Raw genomic sequence first — 22,436 nt, 5'->3', positions numbered from 1 at the left:
GTGCTCTGGGTGCCCTCCTTCGCCTCGGGGGATCAGCCTCCGGTCGGGATGGCCGATGCCGCGGTCGGGTCCAGCAGCCACAGGGTCCGGTCCCGGCCGCGGGCTCCCGCCGCCGGGATGTCCACCGGCTTCGCCCCGCCCAGCGCCGCCGCCACCGGTTCGGCCTTCGCCTCGCCGGTGGTCATCAGCCAGACCTCCGACGCCGCCCGGATCGCCGGGAGCGTCAGGGAGATCCGGGTCGGCGGCGGCTTCGGGCAGTCGTGCACGCCCACCACCGTCCGCTGGGCTTCGCGGACGTACGGCGTGTCCGGGAACAGCGACGCGGTGTGCCCCTCCTCGCCGACGCCCAGCAGCAGGACGTCGAAGTGCGGCACCGCGATGTCGGTCGCCCGCGACGCAGTAGTCGCGAGCACCTCCGCGTAGTGCGCCGCCGCCGCGTCGGCGTCCGGGCCGAACTTGCCGTCCGACGGCGCCATCGCGTGCACCCGCTCCGGGTCGACCGGGACGTGGTCGAGCAGGGCGTGGCGGGCCTGGGTCTCGTTGCGGTCCGGGTCGCCGTCCGGCAGGAACCGCTCGTCGCCCCAGTACACGTCCACGTTCGCCCAGTCCACCGCGTCCCGGGCGGGGGAGCGGTTGACCTGTTCGAGCACGCCGATGCCCGTCCGGCCGCCGGTGAGCACCACCGACGCCACGCCGTGCGCGGCCTGCGCGTCGACGATCCTGGTGATCAGCCGGGCCGCGGCCGCGGCGGCCAGCAGCTCGCCGGTGCCGTGCACGACCACTTCCGGCCGGCTCATGAACCGGCCTCCGCCGCCGGCTCCTCCCCGCCGCGCACGATCTTGTCCAGGCCCTGCAGGGTGGCCTCGTAGATCTCGTCCGGGTCGAGGCGGCGCAGCTCCTCGGTGAGGCAGTCGCGCACCTCGCGGCGGTGCAGCGACACCCGCCGGTCCGGCTGGCCCGGCTGGGTCAGCGTCCCGACCTTGCCGTCCGGGCGGACGATCTCCACGTTGCCCGACGGGCGTTCCAGCACCGCCGAGATGATGCCCGGCCCGCGCGGGTGCTCCACCCGGCGCACCGGGATGCCCAGGTAGCTGGCCAGCCACGCGGCCAGCAGGTCGGTCGACGGCGAGTCCGCCGCGCCGGTGACAGTGGCGGCCGTGACCGCCTCGTGCGGCGGCAGGTCCAGCGCCGCCGCCAGCACCGCGCGCCACGAGGTCAGCCGAGTCCAGGCCAGATCCGTGTCACCGTCCGCATAGGACTTGACGCGCTTCTGCAGCGAGGTGATCGGGTCGCCGTCGGCCGCCGCGTCGGTGATCCGCCGGTGCGACAGCGCGCCGATCGGGTCCTTCGCGGGGCTTTCCGGCGCCTCCGTGGGCCACCAGGCGACCACCGGGGCGTCCGGCAGCAGCAACGGCACCACCGAGCCCGCGCCCTCGTCGGCCAGCGGCCCGTACAGCCGCAGCACGATGACCTCCGACGCGCCCGCGTCGCCGCCGACGCGGATCTGGGCGTCCAGCCGCGGCGCGGCCTGCCGCGCCCCGCTGGCCACCACGATCACCCGGCACGGGTGCTCCCGGCTCGCGTCGTTGGCGGCCTGGATGGCCTTCTCCACCTCGGTGCCGTCGCCAGTGACGATCACCAGCGTCAGCACCCGGCCCAGCGCGACCGCACCACCGGACTCGCGCAGTTCGACCAGCTTCTTGTTGACCTGCGAAGTGGTGGTGGACGGCAGATCGATGATCACGGTCGCCTCCAGACGCGTCCGGTTCGGGCCAGCATCGCGTCCGCCGACGGCGGACCCCACGTCCCGGCCTTGTACGGCTGGGGCTTGCCGCGGGCGGCCCAGTGCTCCAGCACCGGGTCGAGGATCTGCCAGGACAGTTCGACTTCCTCGTTCACCGGGAACAGCGACGGCTCGCCGAGCAGCACGTCCAGGATCAGCCGCTCGTAGGCCTCCGGCGAGGACTCGGTGAACGCGTGCCCGTAACCGAAGTCCATGGTCACGTCGCGCACCTCCATCGAGGTGCCCGGCACCTTCGCGCCGAAGCGCATCGTGATGCCCTCGTCCGGCTGCACCCGGATCACCAGGGCGTTCTCCCCGAGCTCCTCGGTCATCGTGCTGTCGAACGGCAGGTGCGGGGCGCGCTTGAAGACCACCGCGATCTCGGTGACCCGGCGGCCCAGCCGCTTGCCGGTGCGCAGGTAGAACGGCACCCCGGCCCACCGCCGGCTCTCCACCTCGAGGGTGATCGCCGCGTAGGTCTCGGTGATCGAGTCGGACGCGAAACCGCCCTCCTCGTGCAGGCCCGGCACCAGCGAACCACCCTGCCAGCCGCCGGTGTACTGGCCGCGGGCGGTGGTCTCGTCGAACGGGCCGACCGGCTTGGTCGCCGACAGCACCTTGACCTTCTCCGCGCGCAGGTCCTGCGGCGAGAAGGAGACCGGCTCCTCCATCGCGGTGAACGCCAGCAGCTGCAGCAGGTGGTTCTGGATCACGTCGCGCGCCGCGCCGATGCCGTCGTAGTACCCGGCGCGCCCGCCCAGACCGATGTCCTCGGCCATGGTGATCTGCACGTGGTCCACGTAGTGCGCGTTCCAGATCGGCTCGAACAGCTGGTTCGCGAAGCGCAGCGCCAGGATGTTCTGCACCGTCTCCTTGCCGAGGTAGTGGTCGATGCGGAACACCGACTCCTCGGGGAACACCTCGTTGACGATGCCGTTGAGGTGCCGCGCGCTCTCCAGGTCGTGGCCGAACGGCTTCTCGATGACCACCCGCCGCCAGCTCTCGTCGGTCGGCTCGGTCAGCCCGGACCGCGACAGCTGCTTGAGCACCGTCGGGAACGCCGACGGCGGCACCGACAGGTAGAACGCGTGGTTGCCGCCGGTGCCCCGGTCAGCGTCGAGTTCCTTGACCGTTTCGGCGAGCCGGTCGAACGCCGCGTCATCGTCGAACGAGCCGGGCACGAACCGGATGCCCTCCGCCAGCCGGTCCCAGACGTTCTGGTGGAACGGGGTCCGCGCGTGCTCCTTGACCGCCTCGTAGACGACCTGGCCGAAGTCCTGGTCGGCCCAGTCGCGGCGGGCGAAGCCGGTCAGCGCGAAGCCCGGCGGCAGCAGGCCGCGGTTGGCGAGGTCGTAGATCGCCGGCATCAGCTTCTTGCGGGAGAGGTCACCGGTCACGCCGAAGATCGTCAGCCCGCACGGGCCGGCGATCCTGGGCAGCCGCTTGTCCCGCGGGTCGCGCAGCGGGTTGTGCCACTGTTCGCTTTGAGTCACGCCCGGTCCTCCAAGGAGCGCAGGTCCTGCACGGCCTTGACCAGCTCGACGAGCCCGGCGGCCCGGTCGGTGAGGTGCAGGCGCAGCACCGGCCGGCCCCGGTCGGCGAGCACCTGCCCGTCGCCGAGCGCCTGGGCGCGCTGCAGCCCGGCCAGGGTGTACGGCCGGTCCGGCACCTCCAGGTCCGCTTCGACGGCACCGGTGATCTGCAGGAACACGCCGTTCTGGTGGCCGCCCTTGTGGTACTGGCCGGTGGAGTGCAGGAACCGCGGGCCCCAGCCGAAGGTCGTCTGCAGCCCGGTGCGGCGCGCCAGCTCCGGCCGCAGCACCGCGGTCGACGCGTCGTCGAGGCGATCCAGGTACGCCTGCACCGAAAGGTAGCCGCGCTCCGGCGCGGTGGCCAGGAACGCGCGCAGCGCCTCGGCCACGGTGCCGACGCCTGCGGTCAGCCAGTCGCCGGAGGCGTGCACCTCGATGGAGCCGTCGACCAGCGCCGGGGTCGCGGCCGGGCCACCGGCCGGGCCGTCCAGCAGCGCCCGCGCGGCCTTCTTCGCGGCCTCCACGTCCGGCTGGTCGAACGGGTCGATGCCCAGCAGCCGGCCGGCCACCGCGGTCGCGAACTCCCACAGCAGGAACATGCCGCCCAGCGGGCCGGTGGTGCTGATCCGCGCGCCGTTGACGCCCGGCCCGACGGCCACGGTCGTCGCGTCCGGACCGGCGTCGGCGAAGCCGGGGGCCTCGGTGTTCTCCACGACCACCGGCAGCAGGCCGGTGCCGTTCTTGCCGGTGGACTCGGCGATCAGCTGCTCGACCCAGTCGCCGAAGCCCTTGATGCCCGAGCCGGTGTCGGCGAACACGACCTTCTCCGCGCCCTTGGCGTGCGCGGCGCCCAGCGCCGCGGCCAGCTGCAGCGCCGGGTTGTCGGCGTCGTTCGTGCTCAGCCGCCGGAACGCGGCGGCCGCGTCGTCCAGCAGCGCGGCGACGTCGGCACCGGCCAGTCCGGACGGCACCAGGCCGAAGGCGGTCAGCGCCGAGTAGCGGCCGCCCACGTGAGGATCGGCGGTGAAGACCTTGCGGTAGCCCGCCTCGCGCGCCGCCGACTCCATCGGCGAACCGGGGTCGGTGACCACGATGATGCGGGTCACAGGATCGATTCCGTTTTGCGTGAAAGCCCGCTCGAAGATCCGGCGGTGGCTGTCGGTCTCGACGGTCGTGCCCGACTTCGAGGAGACCACCAGCACGGTCCGGTCGAGATCGCCGGACAGCGCGTCGGCGACCTGCCCGGGGTCGGTGGTGTCCAGCACGACCAGCGGCACGCCGGCGGTCGCGGTGATCACCTCCGGAGCCAGCGACGAGCCACCCATCCCGGCCAGCACGATGCGGTCCAGGCCCTCGGCGTGCAGTTCGGCGCGCAGCGCGTCGATCTCGGCGAGCAGCGGGCGCGAGCTCTCGTGCAGCGTCGTCCAGGACAGCCGGATGGATGCCTCGCTCTCCGCGTCCGGGCCCCACAGCGTGGCGTCCTGGGCGGCGAGCTTGCCGGCAACCGCATCGGCGGCCAACTGCTCGACCAGCGGTCGGGCCTCGGCCGCTAGCGCTACATCGCGAATGTCGACGGAGGTTTCGGTTGCCATGTAGTTCCTTCAGCGCTCGATTTAGTTGGACTCGAACCCCAGTTCGACCTGGGCTTTTCGGGGTTCGATCTTGGAAGCCAACTTCGTGCGACCACAGTGTCGCCGATCCGGGCCGGTGCGGCAGATGCGCACCGGCCCGGAATTCCCGGAGACTTCGGCTGTTCGTTACTCGGCCTGTGCCAGCTGCTGGCCGACGGTCTCCAGCAGCTCGGTCCAGGACTTCTCGAACTTCTCGACGCCCTCGCTCTCCAGCACCGCGAAGACGTCGTCGAGGTCGATGCCGATCTTCGCGAGGTCGTCGAAGACCTGCTGCGAGGCGGCGGCCGTGCCGGTGACCAGGTCGCCGCGCACGTCGGCGTGGTCGGCGGTGGCCTTCAGGGTCGCCTCCGGCATGGTGTTCACCGTGTTCGGCGCGACCAGCTCGTCCACGTAGCGCGTGTCGGAGTAGGCCGGGTCCTTCACGCCGGTGGACGCCCACAGCGGGCGCTGCGCCCTGGCGCCGTCGGCCGCCAGGGCCTGCCAGCGCTCGGAGGCGAAGACGTCCAGGTAGGCCGCGTAGGCCAGCCGGGCGTTGGCGATCGCCGCCTTGCCGCGCAGCTCCTCGCCGCCCTCGATCTTCGCCAGCCGCTTGTCGATCTCGGTGTCCACGCGGGACACGAAGAACGACGCGACGGAGGAGATCTGGGCGAGGTCGTGCCCGTTGGCCTTGGCCTGCTCCAGGCCGGCCAGGAAGGCGTCCATCACGTCGCGGTAGCGCTGCACCGAGAAGATCAGCGTGACGTTGACGCTGATGCCCTCGGCGAGCACGCGGGTGATCGCGGGCAGGCCCGCCAGGGTGGCCGGGATCTTGACCATCAGGTTCGGCCGGTCCACGGCCTTCCACAGCTCGATGGCCTCGGCCACGGTGCGGTCGGTGTCGTGCGCCAGCCGCGGGTCGACCTCCAGGGAGACCCGGCCGTCGACGCGGCCGGTCGACTCGTAGACGTTGCGGAAGATGTCCGCCGCGTCCCGGACGTCGGCGGTGGTCAGCTCGCGCACCGTGTCGTCGACGCTCGCGCCGCGGGCCGCCAGCTCGCGCACCTTCTCGTTGTAGTCGGCGGCGTTGGACAGCGCGTTGGCGAAGATCGTCGGGTTGCTCGTGACGCCGACGACCGCCTGGTCGGTGATGAGCTCGGCCAGGTTGCCCGAGGAGATCCGCTGGCGCGACAGGTCGTCCAGCCAGATCGAGACCCCGGCCTCGCTGAGCGCCTTGAGGTTCGGGTTGGTGGTCACAGGAATTCCTCCGCTCACGCCTGCTCGGCGTTGCTCAGGCTGCGCCGGGCCGCCGCGACAACGGCGTCGACGGTGATGCCGAACTCGTTGTACAGGGTCTTGTAGTCGGCCGAAGCGCCGAAGTGCTCGAGGGACACGGACTCACCGGCGTCGCCGACGAAGCGGTGCCACGGCATGGCGATGCCGGCCTCGACCGAGACGCGGGCCTTGACCGCCTTCGGCAGCACCGACTCGCGGTAGGCCTGGTCCTGGGCGTCGAACCACTCGACGCACGGCACGGACACCACGCGAGTGGCAACGCCGTCGGCCTCCAGGATCTTCCTGGCCTCGACGGCCAGCTGGACCTCGGAACCGGTGGCGAGCAGGATCGCCTCGGGCTTGCCGTTGCCGGCCTCGGCCAGCACGTAGGCGCCCTTGGCGACGCCGTCGGCGTCCACGCCCTCCAGCGTCGGCACGCCCTGGCGGGTCAGCGCCAGCCCGGCCGGGCCGCTCGGGTCCTCCAGGATCGCCTTCCACGAGGCCGCGGTCTCGTTGGCGTCCGCCGGGCGGACCAGCGAGAAGCCGGGGATCGCGCGCAGCGAGGCGACGTGCTCGATCGGCTGGTGCGTCGGGCCGTCCTCGCCGAGGCCGATCGAGTCGTGCGTCCACACGAAGATGACCGGGGTCTTCATCAGCGCGGCCAGCCGGACCGCCGGGCGCATGTAGTCGCTGAACACCAGGAAGGTGCCGGCGTACGGGCGGGTGCCGCCGTGCAGCGCGATGCCGTTGAGGATCGCGCCCATCGCGTGCTCGCGGATGCCGAAGTGCAGCGTCCGGCCGTACGGGTTGGCGTTCCAGGTGCTGGTGGAGATCGACGCCGGGCCGAACGAGTCGGCGCCCTTCATCGTGGTGTTGTTGCTCTCCGCCAGGTCGGCCGAGCCGCCCCACAGCTCGGGCAGCACGTCGGCCAGCGCGTTGAGGACCTCACCGGAGGCCTTGCGGGTGGCGACGCCCTTGCCGTCGGCCTCCCAGGTCGGCAGCTTCTCCTGCCAGCCGGCGGGCAGCTCGCGGGTGCTCAGCCGGTCCAGCAGCGCCTTGCGCTCCGGGTTGGCCGACGCCCACTTGTCGAAGCCGACCTGCCACTCGGCGCGGGCGGCCTTGCCGCGGGCCACGACCTCGCGGGCGTGGGTCAGCACCTCGGCGTCGACCTGGAACGACTGCTCCGGGTCGAAGCCCAGCGCCTGCTTGACCCCGGCGACCTCGTCGGCACCCAGCGCGGCGCCGTGCGCCTTGCCGGTGTTCATCTTGGTCGGGGCCGGGTAGCCGATCACCGTGCGCAGCACGATCAGCGTCGGGCGGGAGGTCTCGGCCTTGGCCGACTCGATGGCCTCCAGCAGGCCCTTGACGTCCTCGCCGCCGTGCACCACCAGGACCTGCCAGCCGTAGGACTCGTACCGCTTGGCGGTGTCCTCGGACAGCGCGATGCGGGTGTCGTCCTCGATGGAGATCTCGTTGGCGTCGTAGATCACCGTGAGGTTGCCCAGCTGCTGGGTACCGGCCAGCGACGACGCCTCGGAGGTGATGCCCTCCTCGATGTCGCCGTCGGAGGCGATCACGTACACGTGGTGGTCGAACGGGCTCTCACCCGCGGCGGCCTCCGGGTCGTACAGGCCGCGCTCGCGGCGGGCGGCCATCGCCATGCCGACCGCGGTGGCCAGGCCCTGGCCCAGCGGACCGGTGGTGGTCTCGACGCCGTCGGTGTGCCCGTACTCGGGGTGGCCCGGGGTCTTCGAACCCCACTTGCGCAGCGCCTTCAGGTCGTCCAGCTCCAGGCCGTAGCCGGCCAGGAACAGCTGCACGTACAGCGTCAGGCTCGAGTGGCCGGCGGACAGCACGAAACGGTCGCGGCCGATCCAGTTCGGGTCGCTGGGGTCGTGGCGCATGACGCGCTGGAACAGCGCGTAGGCGGCGGGCGCCAGGCTCATCGCGGTGCCGGGGTGGCCGCTGCCGCAGTTCTCCACCGCGTCGGCGGCCAGCACGCGGGCGGTGTCCACCGCGCGCTGGTCCAGCTCGGTCCAGTCTTCGGGCAGGTGCTTGGTGGTCAAGCGGGCAAGGTCGTCGGTGACGGACACGGACGCAGCTCCAAGTTTCCTTCGGCGGTTTTCGTATGTGACGGCGAATGCGGTGCTGGACCGATTCGAACCGCGGTTATCCCTCGTCCGACGGGCAGCCTAGTCGTGTCCGATCAGCCACGTGGCGACCCGTCTGGATTGAAGTCCGCCGCTCGCGGGGAGCGGCGGCGGTCGGCGCCCGACACTGCGCCTGGGAGACCACGGTTGCGCCATCCGGGTGACGCCGGAGACTCGGCTGCCGCCTGCCCGTGCCCTGCGGTTTTGCGCTGAAGGGCGACCCGTTCCCGATCGCGGCGGGAACACGGCCAGGATACCGGGGAAGGGGCGTGACCAGGGCCACCTGTCCGTTCGCGGCGCCTCGGGCGCGACCCGCGCGAGGGCGGCTTCAGTAGCGCGCCTACTATTCATGGTCGGTCCACTTCCGGGGTGCCCGGGTTGGTCCAGGTCGTCCGAATCGCCTTAGGAGTGCCATGCCGTCGGTGAGCGCAGCGTCGTGACCACCGTCGTCGACGCCCCCCGGACGCAGCGCGCTCGGCGGCCCGCTGAGCTGCTGAAAGCCTATGCCGGGCTGATCAAGCCGCGGGTCATCGAGCTGCTGCTGGTGACCACCATCCCGGCGATGCTGCTGGCCGAGCGGGGCATCCCGTCGCCCTGGGTGGTGATCGCCACGCTGATCGGTGGCACCATGGCGGCGGGCAGCGCGAACGCGCTGAACTGCGTCGCCGACGCCGATATCGACCAGGTGATGAAGCGCACGCGGGCGCGCCCGCTGGTGCGGCACACGGTGTCCAACCGGCACGCGCTGATCTTCGGGATCGTGCTCGGCGTCGCATCCTTCGGCTGGCTGTGGGCGACGACGAACCTGCTGGCCGCGTCGATGGCCGTCGGCACGATCCTGTTCTACGTCTTCGTCTACACGCTGGTGCTCAAGCGGCGCACCGCGCAGAACATCGTCTGGGGCGGCGCCGCGGGCTGCATGCCGGTGGTGATCGGCTGGGCCGGGGTGACCGGCCGGGTGGACTGGCCGGCGCTGGTGATGTTCGGCGTGATCTTCTTCTGGACGCCGCCGCACACCTGGTCGCTTGCGATGAAGTACAAGGACGACTACGAGCGCGCCGGCGTCCCGATGCTGCCGGTGGTGGCCGAGCCGACGTACGTGTCGCGGCAGATCGTGATCTACACCTGGCTGATGGTGGCCTGGACGCTGCTGCTGGTGCCGGCGACCGGCTGGCTCTACGCGGCGTTCGCGGCCCTGGCGGGCGCGTGGTTCATCGTCCTGGCGCACCGGCTGCACGCCGCGACCAAGCGCGGCGAGAAGACCAAGCCGATGAAGCTGTTCCACATGTCCAACACGTACCTGATGATCGTGTGCGTGGCCCTCGCGGTGGACTCGGCGCTGAGCCTCCCGGTCCTCGGCTGGCCCTTCTGACCAACGCTCGTGCGCGCTTCGGGCCGCTGCGACAGCCCAAAGCGCGCACGAGCGTTTTGCCTTCTCGGGTTCTGCCACGCAGAACGAGCCTGGAAGCAGGTCAGGGCAGGAGGAGGAGCTTTCCGGTGGTTCGGCGGCCTTCCAGGTCTTCGTGCGCCCGGCGGGCGTCCGGCAGCGGGTAGGTGCCGCCGATGCGGATCTTCAGGGTGCCGGCGGCGATCCAGGCGAACAGCTCCTCGGCCCGCCAGTCCAGCTCCTCGCGGGTCAGGATGTGGTGCGCCAGGCTCGGGCGGGTCAGGAACACCGAGCCCGCCGCGTTCAGCCGCTGCGGGTCCACCGGCGGCACCGGGCCGCTGGACGCGCCGAACAGCGCCAGCATGCCGCGCGGCCGCAGGCTCGCCAGGCTCGTGTCGAAGGTGGTCTTGCCGACGCCGTCGTAGACCACGTCCACGCCGCGCCCGTCGGTGAGGTCCGCGACCTCCTCGGCCACGTCCGCCTCGGTGTAGCGGATGATCTCGTCGGCGCCCGCTTCCCGCGCCAGCTCTTCCTTCTCCGCCGTGGACGCGGTGCCGATCACGTTGGCGCCGCGCGACTTGATCAGCTGGGTCAGCAGCAGGCCCATGCCGCCGGCCGCGGCGTGCACCAGGGCGATCTCGCCGGTGCGCACCGGATAGGTGGAGGTGATCAGGTAGTGCGCGGTCAGCCCCTGCAGGAGGGCGGCGGCCGCGGTCCGGTCGTCCACCCCGTCCGGGACCCGCACCGCCTTGTCGGCGGGCACCAGCGCCCGCTCGGCGTAGCTGCCCGGCGCCATCGCCCAGGCGACCCGGTCGCCGACGCCGAAGCCCGTCACGTCGGGGCCGACCGCGACGACCTTGCCCGCGCCCTCCGAACCGGGCGTGAACGGCAGCTGCATCGAGTAGATCCCGCTGCGCTGGTAGGTGTCGATGAAGTTGACCCCGGCCGCGGCCACCTCGACCAGCAGCTGGCCGGACTGCGGGTCGGAGAGCTCGGCTTCGCCGTACTCCAGGACCTCCGGGCCGCCGTTGGCCGCCACCCGAATCGCACGCATGCTCGCTCCTTCGCCTGTCGTCGTTCGACGGGTGCAACTCCGCACGCCGACCCGATCTTCCCCGAAGGAAGGTTTCCGAACTCATCTTGCATGGCGGTGCGGGTGGCGGAACCTCAGACCTTCGATCATCCCCGGCGGCCCGTTGATCGCGTGGGTGTCGTGCGCAACGTGGCGGCCGCCAAGGGGTGAAACGTGTTTAGGATTCCGGGCATGACGGCTGCTGAGAAGGACACCGAACAGACCGCCGCACCGTCGCCGAAGGCGATCGCCGCGGCCAAGGCGTTCGTCGCCGCGCACGGCGGTTCCGCGCGCGCGGTGGTGGAGAACCTGGGGCAGGCCGGTGCCCGGATCGTGCTGGTCGGCGAGGACGGGCTGCTCGGCGACGTGATGGTGCCCGACGTGGCGGCGGGGGAGGCCCTCGTCGAGGCCGTCGACGGCCTGTCGCCGCACGAGTGGGACGGCGAGACGGTCGCGGCGCTGAAGATCGGCCCCGCGCACCGGCGGAAGATGGCCGGCCCACGCGCCCGGTGATGTTCGCCCGGCGCTAAGAAGTGGTTCCAGACGCATCTCGCGTGGCGGTGCGGGTGGCGGCTCCCCTGCGGGAGTTACGGCCGCCGTCTGGACTGTGGGATCCCCGCCTTGTGCATGACCAATACACGGCGCGTGGGGCTGTCCTCGCCAAGAACCCCGACGGGGTGGGCACAGTCTGAGGATGAGTGCGGCCGCAGATCATCCGGCGCTCACCGCACCGGCAACACCCCCAAAGCCAGATCGACCTGTCGCGGCGGGCCCCGCCCCGGAAGGCTCGCGGAGTCCTACGACCTGCTTCCGCGCTCGGTCGCGTTCCACAGGATCGATACTGGCGTGCCATCCGGCGTGGATCGATTCTGGAATTCGTCGAGGAGGGCGTCGATCCGCTGGTCGAGTTCCGCGCGCGCTTCGGCGTCGAGGTGCACGATCGCGCGTCGGGTGTGCTGGCTGGCCGTCGGGCTGTTCTCGGCGATTTCAGCTCGGTGGGCATCGACGATAGCCAGGTCGATCTGACCGGCCAGGTGGTCCGCATCTGTACCGAGGTCGAGTCGCCAGGTTTCACCGGTGGCACGGTAGGGGCGTTCCCATGCTCCGTGTTCGCCCTGACGGGGTGGGTCGACGGCGAGGAAGCCGGTTTCGGTGAGGGCTCGCACCCGGCGCAGCAGTGTGGCCGGCGAGATGCCGAGGCGCTGTGCGAGTTGCTGGTTGGTCTGCGGCCTCTCCAAGCAGAGGCGCAGAATGCGCCAGCTCAGCGGGTGTGTCAGGGCGCGCAGGTCTTGCGGGGTTGCCCGCCTGCGCGGTTCCGGTTCAGTCATTGACGACATCATAACCGATATGCATGATTGCCATCGATTGCAACATCTGAAATCGATGGGGCGGTGGCATGGATCCGATCGAGGACATCGAGGACTACGTGGCGCGCAACCGGGCGCGGCACGAACAGGAGCTGGCCCGCTGGGTCGGGATGCCGAGCGTCAGTGCCACCGGGGAGGGCATGCCGGAGGCGGCCGAGCACGCCAAGGGATTGCTGGCCGCAAGCGGCCTCGCGCCGCGGCTGGTCGAGACGGGCGGGTGGCCGCTGGTGGTGGGTCACGCGCCGGGCCCGGAGGGCAGCCCGCACGTGGTGATCTACGGGCACTACGACGTGCAGCCCGCCGGGCCGCTCGAGCAGTGGAACAGCCCGCCGTTCGAGGCCGCGATCCGTGATGGCCGGATCTACGGGCGCGGCACGGGCGACAACAAGGGGCAGCATTTCGCGCAGCTGCTCGCCGTGCGGGCGCTGCGCGCGAGCGAGGAGGGGCTGCCCTGCTCGGTGACGGTGCTGCTCGACGGTGAGGAGGAAATCGGCAGTCCGCACCTCGCGGCCACGCTCGCGGAGATGCGCGCGGAACTCGACGCGGACGTCGCGGTGTTCAGCGACGGGCCGGTTCACGACAGCTACGAGCCGACGGTATCGCTCGGCGTGCGCGGTGCGGTGAGCTTCGAGATCACCGTCCGGGGCGCGGATACCGCGTTGCATTCGGGGAACTGGGGCAACGTCGCGGCCAACCCGGCGTGGGAGCTGGTGTGGCTGCTATCAACGATGCGGGCATCCGATGGGCGCATCCTCGTCGAGGGCTGCGACGTTGCCACCACGTTGACCGCGGCCGAGCGGGCGGCGCTTGACGCACTGCCCGTGGCCCTGCAGGAGCTACTCGCCGGGGTCGGGCTCGACCGCATGGACGCGTGCGGCGATGCCGGGGTCAACGAACGGCTGGCGCTGCCCACCTTCACCATCAACTCGCTCACATGCCTGGACAATCAGGAGCACCGGTCGGTGATCCCATCGGTCGCGATCGCCCGTTGTGACATGCGGCTCGCCTGCGGCCAACGGACCGCCACGGTCGTCGACGCGGTCCGCAAGCACGTGGCCGACCGGCTTCCGCACGCCGAGGTCGCCTTCAAAGCCATGATGGAGCCCTCTCGTACCCTGCCGGACGCGCCCTACGCGCAGGCGGTGCTCGACGCGGTGAGCGCCATGGCGGACAAGCCGGCGCTGTTCGTGCCCGCGATGGGAGGCAGCCTGCCGATCGCGGGCATCACCGACGGGCTCGGGCTGCCCTGTTACGGCATTCCGCTGGCCAACGTCGACGAGCGCAACCACGCTCCCAACGAGAACTTCGAACTCGCCCGGTTCCATGCCGGCATCGTGACCGCGGCCGCGGTCCTGCGCAGAATCGGTGGTGCGGCATGACCGGCAAGTGGCGGCCAGTGGCCGCAGCATCGGTCGGGAATGCGCTGGAATGGCTCAGCTTCACCGCATACACCCTGGTCGGCGCCACCATCGCGAAAGAATTCTTTCCCAGCCAGGATGAGACAAGCTCACTGATACTGGCATTCGGCACCGTCGGACTGTCCTACATCGTCCGCCCGATCGGCGCGCTCGTGCTCGGCGCCTACGCCGACCGCGCGGGCCGGATGCCGGCGCTGATGATCTCCATCCGCATCATGGTTCTCGCCACGCTGATCATCACGTTCCTGCCCGGCTACAGCACGATCGGTATCGCCGCACCGATCGGCATGGTGCTCGCGATGCTGCTGCAGGGCTTCTCCGCCGGCGGAGAATTCGGCAGTGCCACGGGCTATCTCGTCGAGCAGAACGCCAACCGGCGCGGCTTCATGGCCAGCTGGCAGGGCGCCAGCCAGGCCTTCGCCACAGTTCTGGCCACCCTGCTGCTCGCGATCACCAGCAGCACCCTGACCGACGCGCAGTTCGAGGCGTGGGGCTGGCGAGTTCCGTTCGCGTTCGGTCTGCTGCTCGGCCCCGTCGGCTACTACATCCGCAAGAACCTCAGCGAGACAACGGAGTTCAGCCAGGCGCGCCGCACCACCGAGCTGAAGCATCCGGTGGCACAGACACTGCGCTCGCAGAAGACCAGGATCGTGCTCTCCATCGGGATCCTCGCGGTGTCCACCGCCTACTCCTATCTGATCACCTACATGCCGACGTACGCCATTCGGCAATACCATCTGCCCGCGTCGACCAGCTTCGCCGCTGTCGTGATCACCTCCTCCATCATGGTGCTGATCGCTCCGCTCGCCGGCCACGTCTCCGACATCGTCGGCCGCACCAAAATGCTCACAATCGCGGCGGTGGGCATCGCCGTCACCAGCATCCCGCTGTTCCTGCTCTTCCAAGCCGCGCCGAGTTTCGCCACGATGGCCATCGTCATGACGCTGATGGGGCTGATCAAACCCTGGTACACCGGCCCCCTCAGCGCCCGCATGGCCGAACTCTTCCCGACCGCGACCCGAGGAACCGGCCTGTCCATCAGCTACAACTTGGGCGTCATCCTCTTCGGCGGCCTCACGCCGGTCGCCGTCACCTGGCTGCTCGCCACCCTCGAAACCCCCCTCGCACCGGCGTTCTGGCTTACCGCGCTCGCCGTACTCTCGCTCGTCGGCGCATTGGCCAGTCGCCGCTACATCCGGGCGAAAAGCCAGCCCAATCTGACAAGCGAGCACGAGAATGCGTGAAGGCATGCCCGGTTCGCGGGTCGTTCGAAGGAGTCCTGGCGACGGCTCCACCCACGACACGCCGGTGATCGCTGCTGGCCGAAATCTTCGCTGTGGTCTATTTTTTCAGCGATGACTAAAGTCGATCACTTGGAGTCGTCGTGTCCGACTACTTGCAGCGCACCGACCGGCCAGCCATGTCGGAATGGATCGAGCAGATGGCCGCGCACTTCGAGGCCAGCGAAGGCATGCCGCTGATCGCCGGCCGCATCCTGGCGTTCCTGCTGGTCTGCGATCCGCCGGAGCGCACCGCCGCCGAGCTGTCCCACGCGCTGGCCGCGAGCACGGGTTCGATCAGCACCAACGTCCGGCTGCTGATGCGGCTCGGGGTGGTCTCCAAGACCACGCGGCAGGGTCGCGAAGCGGCGCTGTACCAGGTGGAGGAGGACCGCTGGCCGGCGCTGGTGCGCCAGCGCATGGAGCGGGTGACCGCGCTCGAAGCGCTCACCGCGGAGGGGCTGCGGATGTTCAGCGGCCAGGGCGAGCGGGCCCGCCGCCTGCGCACGGTGAACGAGTTCTACCAGTGGCTGTCCGGCGAGATGCCGGAACTCTGGCGCCGCTGGGAGCGCGAGGGCAAGCCCAAGCTGCGCTTCTGATCACCGCTCCGCCGATACCGGCATCGGCCGATCGGCTGATGCCGGTTCGAGCGAGCCGGTCGATGTCCGGCGGAGCGCCGCCCCGCGAGACTCGCTGCATGGCGATCATCGAAGTCGACGGGCTGCGCAAGACCTACGCGGGGAGACCCGTCGTGGACGGCGTGGGCTTCACCGTCGAAGCGGGCGAGATCTTCGGGATCCTCGGCCCCAACGGCGCGGGCAAGACGACCACCGTCGAATGCATCGAAGGCCTGCGCACGCCCGATGCCGGGACGGTGCGGGTCGCCGGCCTCGACCCGGCGGCCGACCGCGACCGGCTCACCCGGATCCTGGGCGCGCAGCTGCAGGAATCCCAGCTGCAACCCAAGATCACCGCGGGCGAGGCGCTGGAGCTCTACGCCGCTTTCTACCCGCGACCCGCGGACTGGCGGGTCCTCGCGGAGCGGCTCGGGATCACCGCGCAGCTGAAGACCCGCTTCGGCGCGCTCTCCGGCGGCCAGCAGCAGCGGCTGTTCATCGCGCTGGCCCTGATCGGCAATCCCGAAATCGTGGTGCTCGACGAGCTCACCACCGGCCTGGACCCGCGGGCCCGCCGGGACACCTGGCGGCTGATCGAGGAGGTGCGCGCGGACGGCGTGACGGTCGTGCTGGTCACCCACTTCATGGAGGAGGCCCAGCGGCTGTGCGACCGGGTCGCGGTGATCGACCGCGGCCGGGTGGTCGCCCTCGACGCCCCGGCCGGGCTCGTCGGCCGGGCCGCCGCGTCGACCGTCATCTCCTTCGCGCCTTCGGGGCGGCTCGACGAGGCCGAGTTGGCTGCGCTGCCGGACGTGGCGTCGGTGCGGCGCGAGGGCGAACGGCTGGTCATCAGCGGCACCGACGAGACGGTCAACGCGGTGCTCACGCTGCTGGCCCGGCAGGGCGTCACCGCCCGCGAGCTGCGCGTCACCGACACGACGCTGGACGAAGCATTCCTCGACCTGACCGGAACGGAGGCCTGACGTGGCCGCATCGGCATCCATCGCCGTCTTCAAGGCCGAGGCCCGGCTGTTCGGCCGCGAGCCGGGCAACATCTTCTGGATCGTGGTGGCGCCCACCGTGCTGCTGACGATCCTCGGCCTGATCCCGGCCTTCCGGGAAGCCGATCCGGCGCGCGGCGGCCTGCGGACCATCGACCTCTACGTCCCGGTGGCGTTGCTGATGGCCACCATCATGGCCTGCATCCAGTCGATGCCACCGGTGCTGTCCGGGTACCGGGAGCGCGGCATCCTCCGCCGCATGTCGACCACCCCGGTGCGGCCCGCAGCGCTGCTGGCCGCGCAGATGGTCCTGCACGGCGTCGCGATGCTGGGCTCGGCGGTGTTGGCCCTCACCGTCGGCCGCGTCGCGTTCGGCGTCGCATTGCCGGACCAGATCGCCGGCTACGCGTTGACCTTGTTCCTCACCATGCTCAGCACGCTTGCGCTGGGTGCCGTGCTGGCCGCCGTGGCGCGGAACGCGAAGGTTGCGACCGCGATCGGTTCGGTAGCGTTCATCCTGATGATGTTCACCGCAGGGGTGTGGGTTCCGGTGCAGGTCATGCCGGATCTCTTGCAGCGGATCGTCGAGTTCACGCCGCTGGGCGCGGCGTCGATGGCGCTCGCCGAGGCGTCCGGCGGTGGCTGGCCGAGCTGGTCGCACCTGGCGGTCGTGGTGCTGTGGAGCGCGGTTCTGGCCGGTGCCGCGGTGCGCTGGTTCCGCTGGGAGTAGCAGTGTGCGGTGACGGGAGCAGGACGGTGACCGGACAGCGGGACGAGTGGTTCGCCCGGTGGGTGCCTTGGACGATGCTGGGCGTTGGCGCGGTCGTTTCGGCTCTGACGGCGGATTCCCTGATGACGAGCGGCGAGATGCGGGCCGCGGCCGCGCTGGTCCTGGTGACGCTCGCTTTGCAGCTGTGGTGGGAGAAGGCGCGGCCGGGCGTGCCCGAGCACGGCGTGCCCGGCCAGATCTACTACGGCGTGCGGTGGGCCCTCGCCTTCGTGCTCACCTGGCTCAACCCGTTCTTCGCGATCTACGCGGGCGTCGGCTACTTCGATGCCGCGCGGCTGCTGCCGCGGCGCTCGCTGTACATCGGTCTGCTGGCCAGCGCGTTCACCGTGGCGGGCTCGCAGTCGGGTGGCCTGCCGCCGACCAGCGCGATGCAGTGGTTCGCCCTCGTCGCGCTGTTCGCGCTCCACTGCGGGCTGCTGTTGTTCTTCGTGCGGCTGGAAGCGCAGCGGGACGAGAACGTCAGGGCGAGGGCGCTCACGATCGCTGAGCTCCAGCAGGCCAACGCCCAGCTGCGGCAGGCGCACGAGGAGAACGTGGGTCTGCACGCGCAGCTCCTGGTGCAGGCGAGAGAAGCCGGCGTCAGCGACGAACGCCGGCGGCTGGCGGCCGAGATCCACGACACCATCGCGCAGAGCCTGGCCGGGATCGTCACGCAGCTTCAGGCGGCCGCGGACAGCGAGGACCCGGCGGTGGCTCGCGGCCACGTCGAGCGGGCCGCGGCCCTGGCCCGCCACGGTCTCGGCGAAGCCCGTCGGTCGGTGCAGGATCTCGGGCCCAGCGCGTTGGAGCACGACGCGCTGCCCGTGGCGCTGCACAAGACGGTCGAGGAATGGTCGGCCAGCGCCGGCGTGCGGGCCGAGTTCACCGTGACCGGCGACGTCGAGGCCCTGCACGAGGAGATCGAGGCGACCTTGCTGCGCATCGCCCAGGAGGCGCTGGCCAACGCGGGGCGGCACGCGAGTGCGACCCGGGTCGGCGTGACCCTGTCCTACATGGACGACGAGGTGACCGTCGACGTGCGCGACGACGGCCGCGGCTTCGATCCGCACCCCGTCGATGCCCGGGAGCGCGCGGGCGGCTTCGGGCTGGGCGGGATGCGCGCCCGCGCGGAGCGGGTGGCGGGGACCTTCGAGATCGAGTCCGAGCCCGGGTGCGGGACGGCGGTTTCGGCGCGCGTACCTTTGGTGCGCCATGCCTGACCGCGCCATCACGCTGCTGATCGTCGACGACCATCCGGTCGTGCGCGACGGGTTGCGCGGGATGTTCGATTCGGCGGCCGACATCGAGGTCCTCGGCGAGGCGTCGGACGGGCCGTCGGCCGTCGCGCTGGCCGCGGAGCTGGATCCCGACGTGGTCCTGATGGATCTGCGGATGCCCGGCGGCGGTGGGGTGGCGGCGATCGCCGAGCTGGTCCGGCGCGGTCAGCGCGGCAAGGTGCTCGTGCTGACCACCTACGACACCGATTCCGACACCCTCGCGGCGATCGAGGCCGGCGCCACCGGCTACCTGCTCAAGGATGCGATGCGCGACGAGCTGTTCGCCGCGGTCCGGGCGGCGGCCGCGGGCCGGACGGTGCTCTCGCCGGCGGTGGCCTCGCGGCTGGTGTCCCGGGTGCGGTCGCCCGGCGAGCAGCCGTTGAGCGCGCGCGAGCGCGAGGTCCTGGGGCTGGTGGCCAGGGGGCGGTCGAATCGCGAGATCGCGGCGGACCTGTTCGTCAGCGAGGCGACGGTCAAGACCCACCTCACCCACCTCTACGGCAAGCTGGGGGTCAACGACCGGGCTGCCGCGGTGGCCGCGGCCTACGACCGCGGCATCCTCGGCTGACCGGGGTCCGCCTCGCGCGGCTAGGTCGATTCCCGGACGACGAGTTCGGGAACCAGTTCGACGCTCGCCGCTTCCTCCTGCCGCGCGAGCAGGCGTTCCACCTCGTCGACCGCGAGGCTTCCCAGGCGCCGCTTGTCGATGTGCAGCGTGGTCAGGGGCGGCGTGATCAACTCGCCCAGCGCCAGGCCGTCGAAACCCAGCACCGCGCAGTCCTGCGGAACGCGCAGCCCTCGCGCGTGCAGGGCGCGCACGACACCCACCGCGGTCAGGTCGTTGAACGCGAAGATCGCGGTCGTGCCGGGGCGGCGGTCCAGCAGCCGGTGCGTCGCCCGCTCGGCGTCCGGGATGGACTGCTCGGCCTGCTCGATCGCGTCGGCGGGGAGTTCGATCCCGTTCTCCCCGAGGGCCCGCACGAAGGATCGCCGCCGCTGGTGGCGGTCGCAGCTGGTGGCGCAGTCGATCATGCCGAGGGCGCGGTGCCCGCGGTCCAGCAGGTGCCGGACGCCGGCCCGCACGCCCGCGTCGACGTTCACCGCGACGGCTCCGCGGCGCGGCGCCTCGTCCTCGGCGTCGAGCAGCACGACGGGGATGTCCACGTCGAGCTCGGCGGGCGAGGGGTCGAGGTGGTTGAAGTAGCCGACCAGGGCGTCCACCTCGGCGGCGAACGACCTGAGCACGTCGGCCTCGTCGGCCGGTCCCGCGCTGCTGACGACGTTCACCTGCCAGCCGCGGGTCGCGGCCGAGTCGATCAGCCCGGCCATGACCTCCGGGAAGAAGGGGTTGGTCAGGTCCGGGATGACCAGGCCGATCGTGCTCGGGTGCGGCTTGACCAGGGCCCGCGCGTGCCTGCTCGGCCGGTATCCGAGCCGCTCGGCGGCCGCGAGCACCCGGCGCTTGGTCTCCGGGTCGATGTCCGGCTTGTCGTTGATCGCGCGGGAAACGGTCTGGTACGACACCTGGGCGGCGCGCGCGACGTCCTTGATCGTGGGTCTGCGCACCGGGGCCGCCATCGGTCCATCTCATCACACCGGCGTTCCGCCGGAGAAGCACGCGGCCTTGACGCCGGCGGGTCCTCTCGCCATGCTCGTGAACGTTCACGAGAACGTTCACGGGAGATGAGTGCGTTGAGCGATGCGAAGGACGCCGCACCACGGCTGTTCAGCGGCGTGGGAATCGCCGGAGCGTTCGCGGGTTTCGTCTTGATCGGCGCGCTCCAGGCGCTTTACGGCCCCGCGATCCCGGCGGTGCGCGCCGCGCACGGGGTTTCGCCGACCGTGGCCGGCCTGGCGCTGAGCGCCCACTTCGTCGGTGGCCTGCTCGGTGTGATGGCGTTCCACCTGGCCTGCGGCCGGATCGGCAACCGCGCCCTCCTCGGCTGGTCCTACGTGGCGATGGCGTTGGGTGCCGCCGTGTTCGCGGCGGCGCCGCAGTGGCCGGTCGCGCTCCTGGGCGCGTTCGTCGCCGGGCTCGGGTACGGCGCGATCGACTACGGGCTCAACTACCTGTTCGCGATCGGGTTCGGCGCGCGCAGCCCGGCCATGCTGAACCTGCTCAACGCCTTCTTCGGGGTCGGGTCGATCCTCGCCCCGGCGGTGCTGGCGCAGCTGGGTCCGGACGGCTATCCCCAGGTCTTCTTCGTCTTCGCGCTCGCGTCGGCCGCGGTCGTGGTGCTGGTTCGCGGCGTGCGCGAGCAACGGGACGGGAGCGGCACGACCGCGGCCGTGGACCGGGGCGCCCACCTGCGCAGCCGCGGCATCGCCATCACCGGCGCGTTCATCGTCCTGTACGTGCTCAACATGGGCGTCGAGTCCGGGGCCGGCGGGTGGGAGCCGACGCACCTGACCTCCGCCGGCTACACCGTCGGCGCGGCGACGACCGTCACCGCCGGGTACTGGCTCATGATGACGGTCGGCAGGTTCCTCGTGGCGCCGCTGACGCTCCGCTGGTCGGAGCCGGCCATCCTCACCGGGAGCTGCGCGGGCATGGCGGTCTGCCTCGCGCTGGCGGTCGTCCCGCCGCTCGCCCCGTTCGCCTACGCCGGGCTCGGCCTGTTCATCGGGCCGGTCTTCCCGACCGGCCTGCCGTGGCTGCACCGGCTGGTGCCCGATGCGCGTCGGGCCGGGGCGTACGTGATCGCGGCGTCGATGCTGGGCGGCGTCGCGTTCCCGCCGTTGCTCGGCATCGGCATCGAACTCGCCTCCGCCACATCGGTTCCGATCGTCCTGTTCGGACTCAACGCCCTGTGCCTGGTGGCGATCTGGTGGGTGCTGCGCCGGTCCCGCTCGACGGCCGGGGCGCGGGAGACCTTGGTCAGGCGGTGACGGATTCCTTGGCGGTGGCCTCGGTCGCCGGCAGCGGCAGCGGGCCGCGGTAGCGGGACTCGACCCAGAGCATGGCGGTCACGACGATCACCAGCGTCGCCGCCAGCACGTGCAGCACGACCATCGCCTCGGGCACGCCGAGGTAGTACTGCACGGAGCCGATGGCGCCCTGCACCAGGACGAGCACGCACGCCGCGCCGTAGGTCTTCAGCAGGGCCTTGGTCGGGCGGGCGCTGCGCAGCCACACGCCGAAGACCGCGAGCAGCAGCACGTACGCCATCACCAGCAGGCCGTGGGCCTGGACCAGCGTCGGCACCGGGAGGTCGAGCCGCGGGGTGTCCGGGTCGCCCGCGTGCGGGCCGGCGGCGGTGACCAGGGTGCCGAGGACGAGCACCGCCGCGGTGACCACCACGAGGACGGCCAGCAGCCTGCGCATCGGCGTCGGCACCACGCCGACCGGCGGGCGGTCGCCCTCGGTGGTCGCCTTGACCAGGATCGCGGCCAGCCAGATGAGCACCGCCGAGGCCATGAAGTGGGTCGACACGCTCCACCAGGCCAGGTTGACGCGCACCGTCATGCCGCCGATGATCGCCTGCGCGACCACGCCCAGCGGCATGATCAGCGCGAGCCGGACCAGCCGCTTCCGGTACGGCAGGCAGCGCCACGCGGCCAGCAGGCAGGCCAGCGCGATGAACCCGATCACGCCGGTCAGCAGCCGGTTGCCGAACTCGATCACCTGGTGCAGGGTCGCGACCTCGGGGTGCTCGACGGGCACCATGCTGCCCGGGAAGCACTGCGGCCAGGTGGGGCAGCCGAGCCCGGAGTCGGTCACCCGGACGATCACGCCGGTCACCGAGATCAGCGCCTGCGTCACCAGCACGGCGATTGCCAGCGCGCGCACGACGCGCGGCGACGGGCGGGAGATCCGGGAAGTCAGAGAGGCCGTTGGCACGACCTCGATGGTAGGACGCCGCCGGGACTCGCCCGCCCGCAGGGGCTTGACAACGCGATG

General features: G+C 71.3%; 20 protein-coding genes. 10 read left to right on the top strand and 10 right to left on the bottom strand.

Going from position 1 to position 22,436, the window contains the following annotated elements:
• Positions 1-32: 32 nt before the first annotated feature.
• From pgl to tkt, 6 genes are all read right to left on the bottom strand, one after another.
• A complete protein-coding gene (gene pgl / locus BLW84_RS01520) occupies positions 33-797 on the bottom strand; it encodes a 6-phosphogluconolactonase (protein ID WP_093260397.1) in 765 nt (254 codons plus the stop codon).
• Positions 794-1,744, bottom strand: a complete 951-nt coding sequence (opcA, locus tag BLW84_RS01515; protein WP_093260395.1) for a glucose-6-phosphate dehydrogenase assembly protein OpcA — start codon at positions 1,742-1,744, stop codon at positions 794-796. The genes pgl and opcA overlap by 4 nt, the downstream gene beginning before the upstream one ends.
• Positions 1,741-3,276, bottom strand: coding sequence for a glucose-6-phosphate dehydrogenase (gene zwf / locus BLW84_RS01510; protein WP_093260393.1), 1,536 nt, complete (start codon positions 3,274-3,276; stop codon positions 1,741-1,743). Before zwf ends, opcA begins: the two co-directional genes overlap by 4 nt.
• Entirely contained in the window at positions 3,273-4,907 is a 1,635-nt protein-coding gene (locus tag BLW84_RS01505) for a glucose-6-phosphate isomerase (RefSeq protein WP_093260391.1), read from the bottom strand. Before BLW84_RS01505 ends, zwf begins: the two co-directional genes overlap by 4 nt.
• 165 nt (positions 4,908-5,072) lie before the next feature.
• Entirely contained in the window at positions 5,073-6,179 is a 1,107-nt protein-coding gene (gene tal / locus BLW84_RS01500; RefSeq protein WP_093260389.1) for a transaldolase, read from the bottom strand.
• A 14-nt stretch (positions 6,180-6,193) separates the two neighbouring features.
• Positions 6,194-8,290 carry a transketolase gene (tkt, locus tag BLW84_RS01495; RefSeq protein ID WP_218157178.1) on the bottom strand — a complete coding sequence of 699 codons (2,097 nt, stop codon included), beginning with the start codon at positions 8,288-8,290 and terminating at the stop codon, positions 6,194-6,196.
• A gap of 493 nt (positions 8,291-8,783) precedes the next feature.
• On the opposite strand from tkt, the gene BLW84_RS01490 reads away from it, so the two are divergent.
• Positions 8,784-9,719: a heme o synthase gene (locus BLW84_RS01490; RefSeq protein WP_093260387.1), complete on the top strand. Its 936-nt coding sequence runs from the start codon at positions 8,784-8,786 to the stop codon at positions 9,717-9,719.
• Between the two features lie 100 nt (positions 9,720-9,819).
• Here BLW84_RS01490 and BLW84_RS01485 read toward each other — a convergent pair whose 3' ends face one another.
• Positions 9,820-10,788 (bottom strand): quinone oxidoreductase family protein, encoded by a 969-nt coding sequence (locus tag BLW84_RS01485; protein ID WP_093260385.1) that lies wholly within the window; start codon positions 10,786-10,788, stop codon positions 9,820-9,822.
• A 210-nt stretch (positions 10,789-10,998) separates the two neighbouring features.
• Between BLW84_RS01485 and BLW84_RS01480 the strand changes: the two genes are divergently transcribed.
• Complete coding sequence (locus BLW84_RS01480) at positions 10,999-11,319, top strand: hypothetical protein (protein ID WP_093260383.1); 321 nt, start codon at positions 10,999-11,001, stop codon at positions 11,317-11,319.
• 284 nt (positions 11,320-11,603) lie between these two features.
• Here the strand turns inward: BLW84_RS01480 and BLW84_RS01475 are convergent, their stop codons facing one another.
• Positions 11,604-12,134, bottom strand: coding sequence for a winged helix-turn-helix domain-containing protein (locus tag BLW84_RS01475; protein ID WP_218157177.1), 531 nt, complete (start codon positions 12,132-12,134; stop codon positions 11,604-11,606).
• A 68-nt stretch (positions 12,135-12,202) separates the two neighbouring features.
• On the opposite strand from BLW84_RS01475, the gene BLW84_RS01470 reads away from it, so the two are divergent.
• From BLW84_RS01470 to BLW84_RS01440, 7 genes are all read left to right on the top strand, one after another.
• Positions 12,203-13,552, top strand: coding sequence for a M20/M25/M40 family metallo-hydrolase (locus BLW84_RS01470; RefSeq protein WP_093260381.1), 1,350 nt, complete (start codon positions 12,203-12,205; stop codon positions 13,550-13,552).
• The gene (locus tag BLW84_RS01465) at positions 13,549-14,835 is read left to right on the top strand and encodes an MFS transporter (protein ID WP_093260379.1); all 1,287 of its coding nucleotides are present in this window, start codon (positions 13,549-13,551) and stop codon (positions 14,833-14,835) included. The genes BLW84_RS01470 and BLW84_RS01465 overlap by 4 nt, the downstream gene beginning before the upstream one ends.
• A 140-nt stretch (positions 14,836-14,975) precedes the next feature.
• Positions 14,976-15,470, top strand: coding sequence for a GbsR/MarR family transcriptional regulator (locus BLW84_RS01460; protein ID WP_093260377.1), 495 nt, complete (start codon positions 14,976-14,978; stop codon positions 15,468-15,470).
• A 98-nt stretch (positions 15,471-15,568) separates the two neighbouring features.
• Positions 15,569-16,471, top strand: a complete 903-nt coding sequence (locus tag BLW84_RS01455) for an ABC transporter ATP-binding protein (RefSeq protein WP_093260375.1) — start codon at positions 15,569-15,571, stop codon at positions 16,469-16,471.
• 1 nt (position 16,472) lies between these two features.
• Positions 16,473-17,219 (top strand): ABC transporter permease, encoded by a 747-nt coding sequence (locus BLW84_RS01450; protein ID WP_093260373.1) that lies wholly within the window; start codon positions 16,473-16,475, stop codon positions 17,217-17,219.
• A 26-nt stretch (positions 17,220-17,245) separates the two neighbouring features.
• Positions 17,246-18,478 (top strand): sensor histidine kinase, encoded by a 1,233-nt coding sequence (locus BLW84_RS01445; RefSeq protein ID WP_245760856.1) that lies wholly within the window; start codon positions 17,246-17,248, stop codon positions 18,476-18,478.
• On the top strand, positions 18,471-19,103 hold the full coding sequence (locus BLW84_RS01440) for a response regulator (protein ID WP_093260371.1): 633 nt from the start codon (positions 18,471-18,473) through the stop codon (positions 19,101-19,103). The genes BLW84_RS01445 and BLW84_RS01440 overlap by 8 nt, the downstream gene beginning before the upstream one ends.
• 20 nt (positions 19,104-19,123) lie before the next feature.
• On the opposite strand, the gene BLW84_RS01435 is transcribed toward BLW84_RS01440, so the two are convergent.
• A complete protein-coding gene (locus BLW84_RS01435) occupies positions 19,124-20,101 on the bottom strand; it encodes a LacI family DNA-binding transcriptional regulator (protein WP_245760855.1) in 978 nt (325 codons plus the stop codon).
• A gap of 126 nt (positions 20,102-20,227) precedes the next feature.
• On the opposite strand from BLW84_RS01435, the gene BLW84_RS01430 reads away from it, so the two are divergent.
• A complete protein-coding gene (locus tag BLW84_RS01430; protein WP_245760854.1) occupies positions 20,228-21,424 on the top strand; it encodes an MFS transporter in 1,197 nt (398 codons plus the stop codon).
• On the opposite strand, the gene BLW84_RS01425 is transcribed toward BLW84_RS01430, so the two are convergent.
• Entirely contained in the window at positions 21,414-22,376 is a 963-nt protein-coding gene (locus BLW84_RS01425) for a COX15/CtaA family protein (RefSeq protein ID WP_093260365.1), read from the bottom strand. The two genes, BLW84_RS01430 and BLW84_RS01425, sit on opposite strands and share 11 nt — an antisense overlap.
• Between the last annotated feature and the right edge of the window lie 60 nt (positions 22,377-22,436).

Origin of the sequence: Saccharopolyspora shandongensis (assembly GCF_900106995.1) — a bacterium.
GTDB classification, from domain to species: Bacteria; Actinomycetota; Actinomycetes; order Mycobacteriales; family Pseudonocardiaceae; genus Saccharopolyspora; species Saccharopolyspora shandongensis.
The sequence above is the reverse complement of the archived record's forward strand: the minus strand, read 5'-3'. Positions and strand labels throughout refer to the sequence as shown.